We start from the raw sequence: 15223 nt of genomic DNA on the forward strand, positions 1-15223 counted from the left end.
CCGACCGAATCTATGTCGATAAGGGATTGACCGGTACAAACCGTGACCGGCCAAGCCTCGCGCAGCTCTTGCGGCATGCAGGGCCGGCGATGAGCCGGTGGTGACGAAGCTGAATCGGCTGGCGCGCTCGGTAGCCGACGCCCACGACATCGCGAATGAATTGACCGCTCGCGCGGTGAAGCTCAACTTAGGTGGGTCGATCTACGATCCGACCAATTCGATGGGCACCTTGTTGTTCACCGTGTTGGCGATGGTCGCGGAGTTCGAGGCGGACCTGGCGCGGATGCGGACCCGCGAGGGCATGAAGATCGCCAAAGCCGAAGGGCGGTTGCGCGGTAGGAAACCGAAGCTGAACGCTCGGCAGGAGGCGCATCTGGTGGCGCTGCACAAGGCGGGCGAGCACACCAGCGCCGAGCTCCCCGGCCACGACCTCGCCCGCCGGAGACCCCACGTCACGCCGGCGTGCTGCTGGACGTGGCCAACAGCACGCCGGCCGCGCCCGTTCCTTCGCCCATCGCGCCCGTAGGAGCGCCACCGGCTCACTGTCCGTCATCGCCTCATCCTCCCAGCGTCCGGCATCGGTTCGTCGACCCGAGAGGAGCCGTCCTTTCGCGCCACCTGGGGGTCGGGACAGGGCGAACGTTGCCTGATGCGGCACTGGGGCCTGTTTCAGAAGAGCGGGGTGATGGCTTCCTGGCTAGTCTTGGTCGAGACGATCGCCAGCAGATTCGTTCTCGCTCGTCGGCAGGAGCTGTGGATGGATGTTCGCCGTGTCGTACCTAACGTGCAGTCGGAGGCTGTGGAGGAGAGCCGGGAGTTCTACGGACTTCTTGGCTTCGAGGAAGTCATGAACCATGGCTGGATCATGACGCTGGCTTCTCGGTCTGTGCCGGAAGCCCAGGTCAGCTTCATGAGCCATGACAAGACCGCACCCATTGCACCCGATCTGAGTATCGAGGTCGATGACGTGGACGCGGCCTATGCGGCGGTACGGGAGAGCGGGGCTGAGATCGTGCATCCCTTGCAGGACGAGGAGTGGGGAGTGCGCCGGTTCTTCGTCCGGGATCCCAACGGCCGAGTCGTCAACGTTCTGGGCCACCGGTAGATCGCTGTACTGCACATTCCCGTGCAGGGCGCAGGTCACCACCATTCGTTGATGGCGGCGATGGCGGCGAGCGAGAGCATCTTCTGGCCCTGTTCGGCGGACAGTGCAGCTTCGTGGTCAGCCCGCCCCGAGATCGTCCGAGCCCGTGGTCAGCCTGCTCGGGCTGTACTCCGCCGGGTGGTTCTACCTGCAGATCCCCTCTTACGCGCACCTGCGGCGTGCTGGTGCGCTCGGGTGATCGTGGAATCCACGCTCACATCCCACGTGATCAAACCCTTGGCGTCCGCTCTGGCCTGGAGATCCTTCAGGATCCGCGCCCACGTTCCGTCCCGCTGCCAATGCCGGAACAGGCCCTACACCGTCTCCCATTTGCCATACCGGGCGGGCACGTCCCGCCACGGTGCACCGGTCCGCATCCGCCACCTGATCCCGTCGACGCGCTGCCGTTTCGTCCACTTCGGAACCAGGTAGACCGCCACCCGGGAAGGCAGGTCACGTACCCGCTGCCGCACCCGGCCGGTCTGTTTCAGCGCCTCATCGACCATCTCGAAGGGCACCAGTTGCGTCAGTTCCCCGAGATGGCCGGGGGCGAAGGGGCCCGATGCCACCACCAGGTGCGATTGATGACAAACCTGGTCTCCAACGGAGCTCCCCGCTCTAACAGGTGATCTTGGTCGACACCGTTCTGGCAGGAGCTCCGTTCCTTTTTCGAGTGGCCCTTGACTACACCCGCATCACGCTTAACTACACGGCATTGGCCCTAGATCTGGGTGGCCAGTGGCAGGCGAGCACGCAGTTCGGTCATGCCGGGGCCCGACAGGCGTGTCAGGGCGGCACGTCGTCCATTCAGCAAAAGGAGGATCGCCGCGATGGAACCTTCAACTCTCTGTCCTTGTCCCACGGACCAGGCGTGGTCGGTGGCCGCGAACTCGAGTCCGGTCAACTCCTGACGGGCATGAAAGGACCATCCCATGGTGAAGGGCCATTTCATGGTCCAGATCCGAGTTGCGGAGAAGGCCGCGGCCCGCACTGGCATTGGGCGGTCTCGTCCGAGGGGGATGGCAATGTCCTGCCCGTGGACGAGGATGTCCAACAGCGGCTGCCCGCCGGGCGCTTTCCTGCGGGAGCCCACCATGCCCCGCAACAGGGCGCTGATCTGGCGCACGGGCAACTCGGCTTGCCGTACGGCGGTGTCGTGAAGCATGCAGTTGATGTCTCCGCGGACCTTCAGCAGCTCACGCGCCGCCTGCGCGACACCCATATGGGCAAGGGTCAGGTGGGCGGCAACGTCGCGCACCCGCCAGCCCGAGCACAGGGATGCGACCTCCCATTCCTGGTCGGAGAGGTCGTCAAGAAGGTCCGCGAGAGTGGACCGCTCGTGATCGATCGCCAGCCATATCTCATCCCGGTTCATCTCAGCCTCCTGTCGACGCACCCAAAAACTCAGTGTGGTTATTCAACTCCCTCGGTATGCCGCCTCTGCCTTCGGGGGTTCCGGTAGCAATCGCGGAAAATCCAACGAACCCTTCTCTAACCTGACTCTTCATACAAGGCGCGGTCAGCGCGCCCCGCCCCGGCTTGCTGTGGAGACGGTGCAGGTCAGAAATGTGCTCGTTGGGTTTTCGGCCGAAAATACCGGAACCCCGCATCTGGTGGCGCTGCACAAGGCGGGCGAGCACACCAGCGCCGAGCACGGGCCGTGGCGCCTTCGGGCAGGTCGTCATCGCCCTCGTAGGATCCAGGCAGCTTCACCGCGATCCACACGTCCTCACCCAGGAGCTTGGCGGTCCGGCTCGGCCGTACCACGGTGGGGTCGGTGGTGAGGCTGTGGGCGGGGTCGAGGTCGTCGAGGTCGATGCCGTAGTCGCTGTCCATGTCGTGGGCGCATACCAGTCCGGCGGTGCCCCGAGCTCGGCGGCCGCCCCTGAGCCGCAGCAGGGACACGATGCGGTCGGCGTCCTGGTCGGGGTCGCGCAACCGGCGCAGCTTCCTGGGGTTCAGCCAGGCCGCCACCTGCTGAACCCCAGGGAAACGGCCACCCCCCGGCGCCAGGCCCTCGATCTCCCGGCGAGCCCCGAACCCGCCACCCAACTCGGGGTCCCGGTAGCCATGCACTGCATGACGTGCACGAGGTAGCGGCCGCCGCTGTGACCGGCGGCGCCCGAAGGATGATGGCTCATCCCAGATCTGCGAGACCCACGGCATCGGCCATCGCGCGGTATCCCGCATCGCTGGGGTGCAGATGGTCGCCGCTGTCGTAGGCGGGGTCGAGTTGATCCTCGGCGGCGGGCGAGGCCAGCGCGCGGTCGAAGTCCGCCACCGCGTCGTATTCGCCGGTTCTGCGGATCCAGGCGTTGACCTCGTCGCGCTTGGCCTCGCTGAGCGGTGTGTAGTACCGCGAGCCCTTCATGGGCGGGATAGTCCCGCCGATGACGCGCAGGCCCTTGGTATGCGCCCGGCGGATCAGCTCGCGGTGCGCGGCGATGATCTCGGCGGCCGAGACTTCGGTGTGCGGTGCAGCCATGGGCTGACGTGCCACGCTCATGCCGATGTCGTTGACACCCAGCAGGACGATCACCGTGCCCACGCCGGAACGGCCGAGGACGTCGCGGTCGAACCGGGCGGTGGCCTTGTCGCCGAGCCAGGCGGAGTCGACGGTCAGACGGTTGCCGCCGATGCCCTGATTGAGAACGGCACGCGGCCGGCGGGCGGCCACCAGCCGTTCGGCGAGCTCGTCGGGGTAGCGGTTGTCGGCTCCAGGAGTGGAGCCGTAACCGTCGGTGAGCGAGTCCCCGAACAGCGCCACGCCGTCGCGGCCCCGTGAGGCGCCCAGGACATCGACCCCGGACAGGTAGTACCAGGACACGCTGGATTCGGTGAAGGCCGCGGAGCCTTGGTCGGCCACGTGGTTCCCCTCGGCGCGGAAGCTCGCGGCCATGGCTTGGGCGTGGTAGGTCGCCGGCCCGGTCGGCTTGGCGAAGTGCAGCGTGACCGTGAGCCGTTCCAGTGCCGAGACCGGCAGTGCCACCGGGTCGCTGACCAGCTCCGCGCCGGCCGGGATGGTGAAACTCGCCGCGCGTCCGGAGGTCAGGCGCCGAAGCGATCCCGTCTTCACGGCGCCGCCGGTGGAGCTGCGGGCCACTGTGGCGGCGCTGACCGTCACCGGGGCGGTGCCGTATACGTTGGTCAGCCGGATCCGGACGGCGGCGCCGGAGACGGTGGTCCGCACTACCTGCCGGAGGGTCTGGCCCGCGAAGCCCTGCTCGGACCAGTTGGGGGTGAAGTTGGTGCCCGGGCGCTGGGGCGCGGCCGACCAGGCGGCTTTCCAGCCGAGCCCCGGCTCCGCCGAGGCGGGCTGCTGGGCGGCCAGTGTCGTGGTGAGGACCAGCGCCACGAGGATCCTGACGAAACGCACTAGTGATCTCCTCGCTGAGCTCGAACGGTGAGGGTGATGATCAGGACGAAGGCGACGAAGGCCGTAAGCGTGCGGAGGACGTTGAACATCTCCCACCGCTGGAGGATCTCGGCGTAGTCGGCCGGGGGCGTACCGACGGCCCACACCTTGATCTGGCCGTTGATCGGCACGTTGCCGAACCGGGTGATCAGGAACGAGAGCACGGCCAGCACGCCCGCCACCCCGGCCAGATAGCGCCGAGTAAGCAAGGCCAGGGCCAGCGAGCTCAAGGCGGCCAGCGCCATGATGGTCTGCATGACGGGGCCGTTCATGCGCATGAGGGCGGAGTGGAAGGTCAGCCGCACGTCGAGCGGCACCGCGTTGAAGGTGGTCGCGACGTTGACGGCGCCGTAGCCGAAGGCGCCCGCGAGCAGACCGGTGGACAGCACGCTGAGTGCGGTGACGAGGCGGATCACCATGTCCGGGGCCCTCACGCGGCTGCCGCGCTTTCGATCTTGGCTAGCATCCGGGCCCGCTGCTCCGTGGAGATGACGCGGCCACGGGTCACCACTGTGTGGATGCGGGTGGAGTTGCGGATGTCGGCCAGCGGGTCGGCGTCCAGGACCACCAGATCGGCGGCCTTGCCGGGCGCGATGGTGCCGATCGAGTCGTCCAGCCCGAGCAGCCGCGCGGGTTCCAGAGTGGCGGCCCGCAGCGCGCGCAGAGGCGACAGGCCGGAGCTCACGAGGTTGGCCAGCTCGTCGTGCAGGCTGAAGCCGGGCACCACGAACGGCACGTCGCCGCCGTCCGTCCCCGCCACCACCGGCACTCCGGCCGCCTCCAGTTCGTTCACGAAGGCCTTACGGCGGTCGAACAGCGCGTGCCGCTGGGCGGTGACCTCGGGCGTGCGGCCCGCCTTGATGATGTTGTCCAGCGCCCACCGCCAGCCGTCGGCCACGGCGGCAGGCACGTACTTGAGCCGCCCGTCGTCCAGCAGCTCATCCGGCCGGTCCAGTACCTGGTAGACCGTCAGAGTCGGCACGACCCGGGTCCGGTTGCGCGCCAGCGTGGCGAAGACCGACGCCGCCTTGCGGGCGCTGTAGCCGGCGACCGCCTCCCACTCCAGCCGGTGGATCTCACGCATCCAGCTGACGTAGTCGCTCTGGGCGAACTCCAGGTCGGCGATCCGGGAGCGCACTTCCCGCTCCCGTGTGGAGGTGTCGTACCAGGTGGAGTAGAGGTGCTCGACGCTGCACTGGCCGAGGCTGCTGGCTGTGCTCAGCGCAACCCCGTCGGGGCAGTGCCCGGCCAGCGGCATTCGGTGCCTGCGCGCCTCGTCGGCGACCACGCGGTACAGCTCGGGCGAGAGCCTGGAGTACACCTTGACGAAATCCGCGCCGTCCCGCTTCGCCTGGCGGACCGCTTCGCGGGCCTGGGCTTCGGTCGCGACCTCGGCGAAGACCGACGGGTCGCCGATGGTCGGCGCGCCGTCGATGATCCTGCTGGCGATGACCGAGCGCGGCCCGAGCAACTCGCCCCGGTCGATCCGCTTGCGCCACGCGTGAAGCAGCGGGGTTCCGGACATCTCGCGCACGGTGGTTACGCCGTTGACGAGGTACAGCGGAGGGGAGATGCGCTCGGCGGGAATGCTGTGCACGTGGGCATCGCACAAGCCTGGGATCACGAATTTGCCGGGCAAGTCGATGACTTGTGTGCCCTCTGGAATCTCAGGGCGCGGTCCCACAGAGACGATCCACTGTCCGCGGATGAGCACGGTGCTGTTGCGCCGGTGCGGGCGCCCGGTGACGTCGACAACGGTCACGCCGGTGAGCGCGATCCAGGGCGCCGCCGATGCCGCTGCGGCTTGACCCGTGCCCACTGCGGTCCCGGCCATCACCATGATCGCTCCCGCCCTCAGCGCATCACGCCTGGTTATTAACTCTGACATGCTGTCAAACATAGTGCGGGATGTTAAACTTGACAACATGTCGGAGATAACACCCCCCCGGCGCAGACGCCGCCGCGCCGACGCCGACCGCAGCGCCAGCGAGATCCTCAGGGCGACCAAGGATCTCCTCGCCGTGCAGCCGCACGCGAGCGTCGAGGAGATCGCCGTCGCGGCCGGCGTGAGCCGCCAGACCGTCTACGCCCACTTCAAGACCAGGGAGGCGCTGATCGGCGCGGTGTTCGACGAGATCGCCGCAGAGGCGGCGGCCCAGATGGAGGCAGCCCAGCTGGACCGGGAACCCGCCGTGGACGCGCTCCTGCGCCTGCTCGACATCAGCTGGCGGACCTTCCAGCGATATCCGCTCCTGCTGACGGTCTCCACCCCGGCCGGCGACTCCGCCGCCGACGGCAAGCGGCACGAGTCGGCCTTCGACCACCTCGAACGGGTGCTCAGCCGAGGCCGGCAGTCCGGCGAGTTCGCCTCCGACCTTCCCATACCCTGGCTCGTCACCGCCGTCGCCACCCTCGGCCACGCCGCCGGAGACGAGGTGCGGGCAGGACGGATGACGGCCAAGCAGGCCAGCGACGCCCTGGCCAGAAGCGTCCTGCTGCTCTGCGGGGCCGATTGATCGTTCCGACCCGGGATGGGCAAGCCTGAGGAGAGGCACAATCGAGCCTGCGCCTGGGCGCCACCCAGGCGATGCGGTTTCACGCCGCCGGCCCGCGGCCCCGGTGTCCGAGCCGCTCCGCCTCGAGGTCGACCCTGCATCATCCGCGCGCGGCGGATCTGGCCGCTCTCATGCCCGACATCACCAGGAGCGGGCGCACCGTCGTGTTCGATGCCGACGCCATGACGGCCGCCTACGGCATGCTCCAACTCATCGTCACACTCACCCGGACCGGGCCTACGCCTCCTCGTGGCGCGGCGCAGGAACCGCGCATGGCGGCTGCCCATCAGGCGGCAGTACTCGCTTCGCCGGGGCGCCCGCTGCTCGGGCGTGTGCAGGTAGGGGGAGGGTCGGCGCAGCGGCGCGAGCCTGGCACGGACACATCGCCGCTGCGCAGTCCGTCCCGCACGCACAAGATCACGCAGAGCTTCCAGAAGGGCCGGAACGCTGTGTCCTCGCCGGGCTTGCGGGCCTTGTCCACGTGGTCGGCGTACTTGGCGGGTATGAACCCCGTTGGTGCGCCGGGGGGACCGGCGGCCGCGGGTCCAGTTCAGCTCCTTGGCCTCGTCGCCGTGCTCACAGGTCAGCTTCGGGCATGACCGCGTTCTCTAGTCGGGCTCGGAGAGGGTGGCGAGGATCGCGGCGATACTGTCCCAGTCGGCCACCTCGACGTGGTCGGCCATCAGGCGCAGCCGTCCCGCTATCCCGGCGTGGCCCTCCCGCAGCGACTCGAAGTCCCGCGCGATCTGGCTGGAGACGGCCTCGTACCCCATGCTGCCGCCCTCTCCCTTGAAGAAGGTGGTCGCGAGCTTGTCCTGGCCCCAGAAGTCGCCGATGGCGTTCAGGTCGTCACCCGCCTGCCTGACGAAGTCCGCGAGGTCGCCGCCCTCGGTGGCGAAGACGCCGGCGACGGCCCTGAGGTGGCGGGGGTAGATCTCCATGGGCAGGCGCAGCACCATGCCAGGCCGGACCGCCGTGGGGTCGGTGAGGACGTCGCGGTTGGCCTCGTAGATGGCGTTCCACCGCGAACTGTCCTCGAAGTACTCCTCGGCGAGACTCCACAGCGTGTCGTCCGGCGTCACCGTGACGCTCTGCGGCCGCTCCGGCGCTTCGGTCATGGGCCTGCCTCTCCTCAGCCGGCGGGTTTGTGGGCCATGGTGTAGTAGAGCAGGATCCGGCCCAGGGTCTCCTTCCAGGTGGGGATGAGCTCCGTGCCGCTCTGCCCGTTCATCAGGTCGTACGCGGGGCCGTAGCCGATCGAGCCGCCGGCCAGGCGGCCGAGGAAGTACTGCACGTCGACGTTCTTGGTGACGGCCCGGGCAGCGGGCATCGCCGCGTCGAACACCCCGTAGAAGGCGACCGAGGCGGCGAACTCCTTCAGCGCCTGCCTGGTGTTGTCGCCGAGCGAGCCCGGGTCCTCACCGCGCGCCGCCCGGACGCCGGCCACCACCGCCACGTCGCCGACGGCGAAGAACGTGCTGCCGATCGTGTACTCGGTGAGTTTGCCGGCCACGATCCTGGCGACGGTGTGTTCGAGCAGCTTGGAGAGGATCTTCGCCTGGAGCCGCCGGATGAGGAACTGCGACAGCTGGTAGGCCACCCCCGCCTGCCAAGGGAAGGTGGTGATGAAGACGAAGCTCGCGAAGTTCGCCAGGGCGGCCGTCCAGTAGGCGCGCTGCGCCGTCTCGATGGCCTCCGCGTACTCCTCGCACGCCTGGCTGTTGCGGCGGCAGACCCGGGCGAGGAGGCCGGGGTATCCCACGTCGGGAGGCGGTGGGTAGAGCCCGGCGGTCACGGCCTCCTTGAACGCCTCCACGCCGGCGCCGCCGTTCCTCTTCCACACCGCCTCGGCGGCGGGATAGGTGTGGTTCGGGCTCTGTTCGAGGCGGTCGGCGAGCCGCGACCAGACGTCTCGGGCCTGCCGGGCGCGCGCCGGATCGCCGTCGGGATACTCGACCGCGAGCATCTTGAAGACGAACGCCGCGATCCCGAACGTGCCGGTGGTGTAGATCGCGGCCCGTCCGGGCCGGACGCTCAACCGCCTGTGTCCAGCGGGGTGCCGGCGAGGAACGGCCCGACCAGCTCCTGGGCCTGCCTCTCGGCGTCGGCGGTCGCCTGGCCGGCCGCCCGGAGCACCGCCTCGGCCAGCTCGGCCGAGCCCAGCCGCATGGCACGCGGGTCGATCGTGAGACCGACCAGCGCACCCGTCAGCGACGTCTCGGCGATGACGCGTCCCTGGTCGTCCGCGCCGCGGCCGCGGACCCCGGCGATCCGTCCCTGGAGCTCCTCCAGAGCCGTGATCTCGCCGCTGAACTGCTCCAGCAGCCGGTCAAGCTCCTCGTCACCGCTTCCCCGAAGCGCGTCCGCAGGCGATGTCATCGTGCTCCTGAGCCCTGATACGCTCGGCCGCGTGCGGGCGGGTTCGAATACATGATCGCCTCAAAGTAGCATAAGCGGTAGGTAAACTAGGCAATCTCGAGGCCATGACGGCGCTCGCGGGCCGGCAGCCCGTGCACACCCGCGGCCGGCGCGTTGCGCGGGACGCCCGCGTCCACCACCACCACCGGCCGCAGGGCCCGCGCGAGCATCAGCGCCCCGCTCAACCCCACGGCGCCCCCGCCGACCACCACCACGTCATAGCCGTCGTTCAACTGATCGGCCATCCTGTCCACCTCCACGACAATCCTGCGAATCCACAGACGTATACGGCAAGTGTCTTTGCTGATCTGGCAAACTGATAGGTATGGAAGACGACCTCGACCGGGCCCTCGACACGGTCGGACCCCGGCTACGCGCGCTGCGCCGGCAGCGGGAGACCACCCTGACCGACCTGTCGGCGGCGACCGGCATCTCGGTGAGCACCCTGTCCCGGCTGGAGTCCGGCGCCCGCAGACCGACCCTCGAACTCCTGCTCCCCCTGGCCAGGGTCCACGGCGTCACCCTCGATGAGCTCGTCGACGCCCCGCCCACCGGCGACCCGCGCATCCACCTGCGCCCGATCACCCGCGACGGCATGACCATGCTGCCCCTGACGCGCCGAACCGGCGGCATCCAGGCGTACAAACTCGTGATCCCATCCGGCAGCCGCCGGTGCGAACCCGACCCGCGGACCCATGAGGGTTACGAATGGCTCTACGTCCTCAACGGCCGGCTGCGACTCGTCCTCGGCGAACACGACCTCGTGCTCGCCCCCGGCGAAGCGGCCGAGTTCGACACCCGGGTCCCCCACTGGTTCGGCTCGGCCGACGACGCGCCGGTCGAGTTCCTCAGCCTGTTCGGCAGGCAGGGCGAACGCGCCCACCTCCGCGCCCGCCCCAAGACGGCAGGCCCGACCGGGGGTGACCCGGCGACGCGATGAGGCTCGGTGACCGCGCGGGTTCGTCAGCAGCCGGTCGCGTTCCTTCCAGATCTTGCGCACGCCGTACACCTCGAAGCTCTCGCTCCAGACCAGCGCGGTCCGCGGCGACCACGAGCGGCGCGCCACCCTGCCCGATCCCGCGAGCAGATCGGCGTCGGCGATCCGGTCCAGGCCGTGCTCCACCGGCAGAGGCGGGCCGGGTCGGTGCGCACCATGCCGGGCCGCTCGACGCAGGCGGCGATCCGACCGGGACTTTGGCACGAAACCCACGGTAGGGGGTGCTCGTGCCACTGTTGACCGGAGCGCGCCCGACAACATCCTCAGCGTCGGCCTGTTCGGCCGGGCGCGGATCCACGATCACAAGGCGATCTACCAGGGCCACGACTGGACGGACCGGGACGCGGAGGGCTACGAACTGTCTCCGTCGATCAAGCTCATCACCACCCCCGGCGCGGCGCCCCCTTCACCCCGACAGCGGCCACTCCACGCTGACGCTCGGGGGTGCCAGGACCATCGGCTGGACCAGGCCCCTCACGACCCCGCCGCTGCGCCGCCGTCGTCGACCGGCTCACCCCCGGCGGCGACGTCATCGACGGCCTTCCGCCCGGGTTGGCGTCATGGGACGCAAAGTACAGATCCCGAGGTCAGGGCGTCGCACCGAGGCCTGCCGGAATCCACGCATCCGGGACCGGCGGGTGTGGTCGCGCCGAGGATCTGGGCGCTTTGGCGGGAGAAGTCGCCGGCATGGTGTTCGGCCTTCGAGGAGGCTTAGTGCAGAAATGAGCGGTAGCGACCTGTGGCTTCTTCGCCTGGTAGCGGTCCGTGATGAGAGTGTCCAGGGCGGCGGCTTAGCCGGCTGTGGCTCTTCTTTCCCGTGATCTCACCCAGGCGGTGAAGCCTTCGATCGCATCGATGACGGCCTCGAAGCGGAGCGAGTGGTACAGGTCGAAGGCGTGGTTCCCGCCGCGCAGCTCGGCGTAGACGACGGGGGCGGCCGAGGCCTGGCGTAGCCGGTCGGCGAAGTGCCGGGCATCCTCCACGGGCACCAGCGGGTCCAGATCGCCGTGGGCCACGAGGAACGGCGGTGCGTCCGGTGCGATGTGGGCCAGCGGCGAGGACTCGGGGCCCTGGCCGAAGTAGGTGCCGTACCAGCCGTTCAAGTAGATGGCGCCGGTCACGGAGGTGTCGGCGTCCTCGAAGCCCGGCTGGAAGGCGGGGTTGTTCTGGGTGAGTGCGGCCAGTGCCGCCATATGCCCGCCCGCCGAACTGCCCGCGACGAACAGCGTCGACGGGTCGGCGCCGTACTCATGGGCGTGCTCGCGTACCCAGGCGATGATCTTCTTGAGGTCGATCAGGTGGTCCGGATGCTGGGCCTGCGGCCGTAGCCGGTAGTTGGCGCTGATGCACACCCAGCCCTGGCCGGCGAGATGGTGGAGCAGGGGAAGTGACTGGCTGTTCTTGTGGCCCCCGGAGTAGCCGCCTCCGTGCAGGTGGATCATCACGGGCGAGCCGGAGGGGCGCGAGCGGTGGTGGTAGAGGTCGAGCAGGTTGCGGCGGCCCGCGTCGCCGTAGGCGAGGTTGGCCACACGCCGGACGTCCAGGCGGCGCCGGAAGATGGGCAGGAACAGGATGCGCCCCCACGGAGGACGGCGCCGCAGCCCAACTCTGAGGTCGGCGTCGATGGCGACGCGCCACCCCGCGCCCAGCCCGAAGTCCATCGCGCGCTCGATCCTGGCCCGCTCGCCCAGCGCGCGGTAGGCGATGACCGCGAGCCCGATCGCGGTCACGGCGGCCAGGGCGACGACCGCCCAACCGCCCGCCGAGTCGATGTCACCGTCGGCGAACGCCAGCGCAGTAGGAAGCAGCAGCATCCAGCAGAACGCCGCGAACGGCAGTTCATTGGCGGCCAGGCCGAAGTAGTAGCTCGGGCGGCCGAGCGGGCGTGAGAACGCCACCGGCCGCAGCGCGAACAGCGTGCCGATCGCCACGAGCGCTACAGCGAACAGATACCCGAAGGGCACAGAAGCTCCAAAGATCGAAATCTGACAGGGCATGACCGCCCAGGTGTGGTCATGAGTAGCCGGGATCCTCGGCCCGGCCGCGGAAGACCCACCAGCTGAAGGCCTGGTAGCCAAGCTTGATCGCGATGAGAACCAGAGTGATCAGGTACCCATTGGGCAGGTTCATCGCCTTGCCAGCCCCAGGACGAGGACGGCACCGACGACCAGGTGCAGCAGGATCAGCACAAGCGTCGCGGCGGCGCCGACAGCGCTGCCCAGCGGGCCGAGAAGCGACAGCGCGCACACGGCCACGGCAATGATCGCCCAGATGCGGCCGGGACTGGACAGCCATCGTTCCAGGACGGCCAGGAACGCCCAGCCCGCGAGCCCGGCCAGCAGGCTGACCATGGCGACCAGCGCCGGTCCCACCGTTTGGGTGCCGCCGCTCATCCGCACGGTCAACGTCGCTCCGGCCACCGGTACCGCCAGGGCCCACACGGCCAGGGCGGCCGTGGGGCCGCCGATCACGGTGAGGATGAGTCTTCTGGTGGAGGTGTTCACGCTGATCAGCCTTGCCCCGCTGGGCGGGTTGCCGCATCAGGCTCGTGGTCGCGCTTTGTCCTTCCCCGGTGGGGTTCGGGTCCTCCTTTGGTAGGTGACGCCCGCGCCGTAGCGGCCACTAGCCTGAGCCGGTGAGTGAGAGGCGACCCCCGGGGCCCACGAGCATGGTGAGTGTGATGCTCGGAGTGAGCGCGCCGACCACCATGATGCTGTGGGGGCAGGTCGACGGATCCTTCGTGGGATTGGACGTCGTCGTCGCGGTGGTGAGCCTCGTCGCGGCGCTCGCCCAGCTGTGGTGGCCGGTCTCCGGGGCGCTCGTCGCCACGCTCCTCGCGGCGATCTCCCCGGTGGCGACGCCGGCGGCGACGCTGGGGGCGCTGCAGGCGGCTCAGTGCGGGCGGTTCGGCGTCGCTGGGGCGGTGGCGGCGGCGGGCATCGCGGCTCACCTGGTCCAGGCGCTGTGGCGGCCGAACTCCGGCATCTCCTTCGGATGGTGGCTGCTGCTGATCTGTGCCGCGTACGGCGCCCTGCTCGGCTGGGGCGCGCTGGCCCGTTCCCGCCGAGCCCTGCTCATCTCGTTGCGCGAGCGCGCCCGCCGCGCCGAGACCGAGCAGGGCCGGCGGATCGCCGAGGCGCGCATGGCCGAGCGCCGCAAGCTCGCCCGGGAGATGCACGACGTGCTGGCCCACCGCCTGTCGCTGGTAGCCACCCACGCCGGGGCACTGGAATACCGCCCGGATTCCTCCCCCGACCAGCTCGCCCGGGCCGCCGGAGTGGTCCGCTCCGGAGTGCACCAGGCGCTGGAAGAACTCCGCCAGGTGATCGGCTTGCTCCGTGAGGAGAACGACCTCCTGGACGAGCGGGAACCTTGGCCCACGCTGGCCGACCTGCCGGACCTGATCGCCGAGGCATGCCAGGCCGGCCAGGACGTACGCATCAGCGACGAGCTCCCCGGCGCCGTCCCGCCCGCCACCGGGCGGACCGGCTACCGCGTCGTTCAAGAAGGGCTCACCAACGCCCGCAAGCACGCCCCCGGCCAACCAGTGGAAGTGCAACTGCGCGGTACTCCCGGCACGCCCCTGCTGATCACCATCACCAACCCGATGCCGCCGCTGGGCGCGGCACCAACCGCTCCCAGCAGCGGCATCGGGCTGGTCGGGCTCACCGAGCGAGTTCGGCTGGACGGGGGACAACTGGACCACCACAGCACCGACGGACGGTTCCGGCTCCATGCCCGGCTACCATGGCCGGCGTGATCCGCGTGCTCCTGGTGGACGATGACGCCCTGGTCCGTGCCGGGCTGTCCATGATGCTCGACGGCGCCGCCGGCATCACCGTCGTCGCCGAGGCGGCCGACGGCCAGGAGGCCATCACCGCCACCGATGCCCACGCCCCGGACATCGTCCTGATGGACCTGCGCATGCCCCGCGTGGACGGCATCACCGCCACCCGTCGGCTGCGTGCCCGCACCCACCCGCCGGAGGTGATCATGCTGACCACCTTCGACGCCGACGAGAACATCGTGCACGCACTACGCGCCGGCGCCAGCGGGTTCCTGCTCAAGGACACCTCGCCGACGCGGATCGTCGAAGCCATCACCCGGGTCGCCGCGGGTGACCCGATTCTGTCCCCGCGCATCACCCGGCGGTTGATGGAGCGCACAGTCACCCAGGCCGGGGCCTATGAGAGGGCCCGTGCCGCGCTGGCCATCCTCACGCCGCGCGAACACGAGGTTGCCCTGGCGATCGCTCAGGGCAGGACGAACGCGGACATCGCCGCGGAGCTGGCCATGGGCATCACGACTGCGAAAGCTCACGTCTCCAGCATCCTGACCAAGCTCGGCCTGGACAACCGCACTCAGATCGCGCTCCTCGTCCACGACGCAGGCCTTTCCTGACCGGCCTGTGCCCACGGGAACTGGGTGACAGCAGCGACGTTCGCTGGTTTTGGCCGGGACAGCATCTCCGGCCGGCGCGCACCAGAAATGGTGCTGCCACCGCGCCGCCGGGCAGCACCGGCAGCCAGTTCATCGCGCTGTCTGCCGTCCGCGGCAGTGTACGACCCCGACCTCCTCCAGGACGCCCAGGCCTCGATGTCCAGCCCGTCCAACTGTGACAGGAGGGCGCGGGCCTCTCCTCGGTGTCGACGATGACCACGGCCACGGGCAGCTCCACGGGCAGCTCGTCGGCC

Annotated in this window: 15 protein-coding genes and 4 pseudogenes; 6 read left to right on the forward strand and 13 right to left on the reverse strand. The window is 69.4% G+C overall.

Going from position 1 to position 15223, the window contains the following annotated elements:
- Window positions 1–73 precede the first annotated feature (73 nt).
- Together FHU36_RS21485 and FHU36_RS21490 are read left to right on the forward strand one after the other, a co-directional pair.
- Window positions 74–526, forward strand: a pseudogene (locus FHU36_RS21485) (recombinase family protein); the annotation flags it as partial.
- 231 nt (window positions 527–757) lie between these two features.
- Window positions 758–1105 (forward strand): VOC family protein, encoded by a 348-nt coding sequence (locus FHU36_RS21490; RefSeq protein WP_185087508.1) that lies wholly within the window; start codon window positions 758–760, stop codon window positions 1103–1105.
- Window positions 1106–1208: 103 nt separating this feature from the next.
- On the opposite strand, the pseudogene FHU36_RS44685 reads toward FHU36_RS21490, so the two are convergent.
- From FHU36_RS44685 to FHU36_RS46460, 7 genes and pseudogenes are all read right to left on the reverse strand, one after another.
- Window positions 1209–1551, reverse strand: a pseudogene (locus tag FHU36_RS44685) (transposase); the annotation flags it as partial.
- Between the two features lie 15 nt (window positions 1552–1566).
- Window positions 1567–1719: pseudogene (locus tag FHU36_RS44690) on the reverse strand (transposase domain-containing protein); the annotation flags it as partial.
- A 146-nt stretch (window positions 1720–1865) separates the two neighbouring features.
- On the reverse strand, window positions 1866–2519 hold the full coding sequence (locus FHU36_RS21505; RefSeq protein ID WP_185085721.1) for a maleylpyruvate isomerase family mycothiol-dependent enzyme: 654 nt from the start codon (window positions 2517–2519) through the stop codon (window positions 1866–1868).
- Between the two features lie 185 nt (window positions 2520–2704).
- Window positions 2705–3118: a hypothetical protein gene (locus tag FHU36_RS21510; protein ID WP_185085722.1), complete on the reverse strand. Its 414-nt coding sequence runs from the start codon at window positions 3116–3118 to the stop codon at window positions 2705–2707.
- A gap of 163 nt (window positions 3119–3281) precedes the next feature.
- Window positions 3282–4520, reverse strand: coding sequence for an SGNH/GDSL hydrolase family protein (locus FHU36_RS21515; protein ID WP_185085723.1), 1239 nt, complete (start codon window positions 4518–4520; stop codon window positions 3282–3284).
- Window positions 4520–4978, reverse strand: a complete 459-nt coding sequence (locus FHU36_RS21520; protein ID WP_185085724.1) for an anthrone oxygenase family protein — start codon at window positions 4976–4978, stop codon at window positions 4520–4522. The genes FHU36_RS21515 and FHU36_RS21520 overlap by 1 nt, the downstream gene beginning before the upstream one ends.
- A gap of 11 nt (window positions 4979–4989) precedes the next feature.
- Window positions 4990–6156, reverse strand: a complete 1167-nt coding sequence (locus FHU36_RS46460; RefSeq protein ID WP_185085725.1) for an amidohydrolase family protein — start codon at window positions 6154–6156, stop codon at window positions 4990–4992.
- A 328-nt stretch (window positions 6157–6484) separates the two neighbouring features.
- Between FHU36_RS46460 and FHU36_RS21530 the strand changes: the two genes are divergently transcribed.
- Window positions 6485–7075, forward strand: coding sequence for a TetR/AcrR family transcriptional regulator (locus tag FHU36_RS21530; RefSeq protein WP_185085726.1), 591 nt, complete (start codon window positions 6485–6487; stop codon window positions 7073–7075).
- Window positions 7076–7722: 647 nt separating this feature from the next.
- Here the strand turns inward: FHU36_RS21530 and FHU36_RS21535 are convergent.
- From FHU36_RS21535 to FHU36_RS21550, 4 genes and pseudogenes are all read right to left on the reverse strand, one after another.
- Window positions 7723–8232, reverse strand: a complete 510-nt coding sequence (locus tag FHU36_RS21535) for a LysM peptidoglycan-binding domain-containing protein (protein WP_185085727.1) — start codon at window positions 8230–8232, stop codon at window positions 7723–7725.
- A gap of 14 nt (window positions 8233–8246) precedes the next feature.
- Window positions 8247–9152: a WXG100-like domain-containing protein gene (locus FHU36_RS21540; RefSeq protein ID WP_185085728.1), complete on the reverse strand. Its 906-nt coding sequence runs from the start codon at window positions 9150–9152 to the stop codon at window positions 8247–8249.
- Window positions 9149–9493 (reverse strand): YbaB/EbfC family nucleoid-associated protein, encoded by a 345-nt coding sequence (locus FHU36_RS21545; RefSeq protein WP_185085729.1) that lies wholly within the window; start codon window positions 9491–9493, stop codon window positions 9149–9151. Before FHU36_RS21545 ends, FHU36_RS21540 begins: the two co-directional genes overlap by 4 nt.
- Before the next feature lie 113 nt (window positions 9494–9606).
- Window positions 9607–9777 (reverse strand): annotated as a pseudogene (locus tag FHU36_RS21550) (FAD-binding protein); the annotation flags it as partial.
- Between the two features lie 80 nt (window positions 9778–9857).
- Here FHU36_RS21550 and FHU36_RS21555 point away from each other — a divergent pair.
- The gene (locus tag FHU36_RS21555) at window positions 9858–10472 is read left to right on the forward strand and encodes a helix-turn-helix domain-containing protein (protein ID WP_185085730.1); all 615 of its coding nucleotides are present in this window, start codon (window positions 9858–9860) and stop codon (window positions 10470–10472) included.
- An 848-nt stretch (window positions 10473–11320) separates the two neighbouring features.
- Here the strand turns inward: FHU36_RS21555 and FHU36_RS21560 are convergent.
- Both FHU36_RS21560 and FHU36_RS21565 read right to left on the reverse strand, forming a co-directional pair.
- Complete coding sequence (locus tag FHU36_RS21560; protein ID WP_185085731.1) at window positions 11321–12493, reverse strand: alpha/beta hydrolase; 1173 nt, start codon at window positions 12491–12493, stop codon at window positions 11321–11323.
- Window positions 12494–12655: 162 nt separating this feature from the next.
- Window positions 12656–13033, reverse strand: a complete 378-nt coding sequence (locus FHU36_RS21565; protein ID WP_185085732.1) for a DUF6069 family protein — start codon at window positions 13031–13033, stop codon at window positions 12656–12658.
- Between the two features lie 176 nt (window positions 13034–13209).
- Here FHU36_RS21565 and FHU36_RS21570 point away from each other — a divergent pair, with 176 nt between their 5' ends.
- Together FHU36_RS21570 and FHU36_RS21575 are read left to right on the forward strand one after the other, a co-directional pair.
- A complete protein-coding gene (locus FHU36_RS21570; protein ID WP_246502525.1) occupies window positions 13210–14289 on the forward strand; it encodes a sensor histidine kinase in 1080 nt (359 codons plus the stop codon).
- The gene (locus FHU36_RS21575; protein ID WP_185085733.1) at window positions 14277–14930 is read left to right on the forward strand and encodes a response regulator; all 654 of its coding nucleotides are present in this window, start codon (window positions 14277–14279) and stop codon (window positions 14928–14930) included. Before FHU36_RS21570 ends, FHU36_RS21575 begins: the two co-directional genes overlap by 13 nt.
- The last annotated feature ends 293 nt before the right edge of the window (window positions 14931–15223 follow it).

The organism is Nonomuraea muscovyensis (assembly GCF_014207745.1).
Lineage (GTDB): Bacteria > Actinomycetota > Actinomycetes > Streptosporangiales > Streptosporangiaceae > Nonomuraea > Nonomuraea muscovyensis.

Coding starts and splice junctions, on each gene's coding strand:
- FHU36_RS21490 (WP_185087508.1), top strand. CDS start 758: ATGGATGTTCGCCGTGTCGTACCTAACGTGCAGTCGGAGGCTGTGGAG.
- FHU36_RS21505 (WP_185085721.1), bottom strand. CDS start 2,519: ATGAACCGGGATGAGATATGGCTGGCGATCGATCACGAGCGGTCCACT.
- FHU36_RS21520 (WP_185085724.1), bottom strand. CDS start 4,978: ATGGTGATCCGCCTCGTCACCGCACTCAGCGTGCTGTCCACCGGTCTG.
- FHU36_RS21530 (WP_185085726.1), top strand. CDS start 6,485: ATGTCGGAGATAACACCCCCCCGGCGCAGACGCCGCCGCGCCGACGCC.
- FHU36_RS21535 (WP_185085727.1), bottom strand. CDS start 8,232: ATGACCGAAGCGCCGGAGCGGCCGCAGAGCGTCACGGTGACGCCGGAC.
- FHU36_RS21545 (WP_185085729.1), bottom strand. CDS start 9,493: ATGACATCGCCTGCGGACGCGCTTCGGGGAAGCGGTGACGAGGAGCTT.
- FHU36_RS21555 (WP_185085730.1), top strand. CDS start 9,858: ATGGAAGACGACCTCGACCGGGCCCTCGACACGGTCGGACCCCGGCTA.
- FHU36_RS21570 (WP_246502525.1), top strand. CDS start 13,210: ATGCTCGGAGTGAGCGCGCCGACCACCATGATGCTGTGGGGGCAGGTC.
- FHU36_RS21575 (WP_185085733.1), top strand. CDS start 14,277: ATGGCCGGCGTGATCCGCGTGCTCCTGGTGGACGATGACGCCCTGGTC.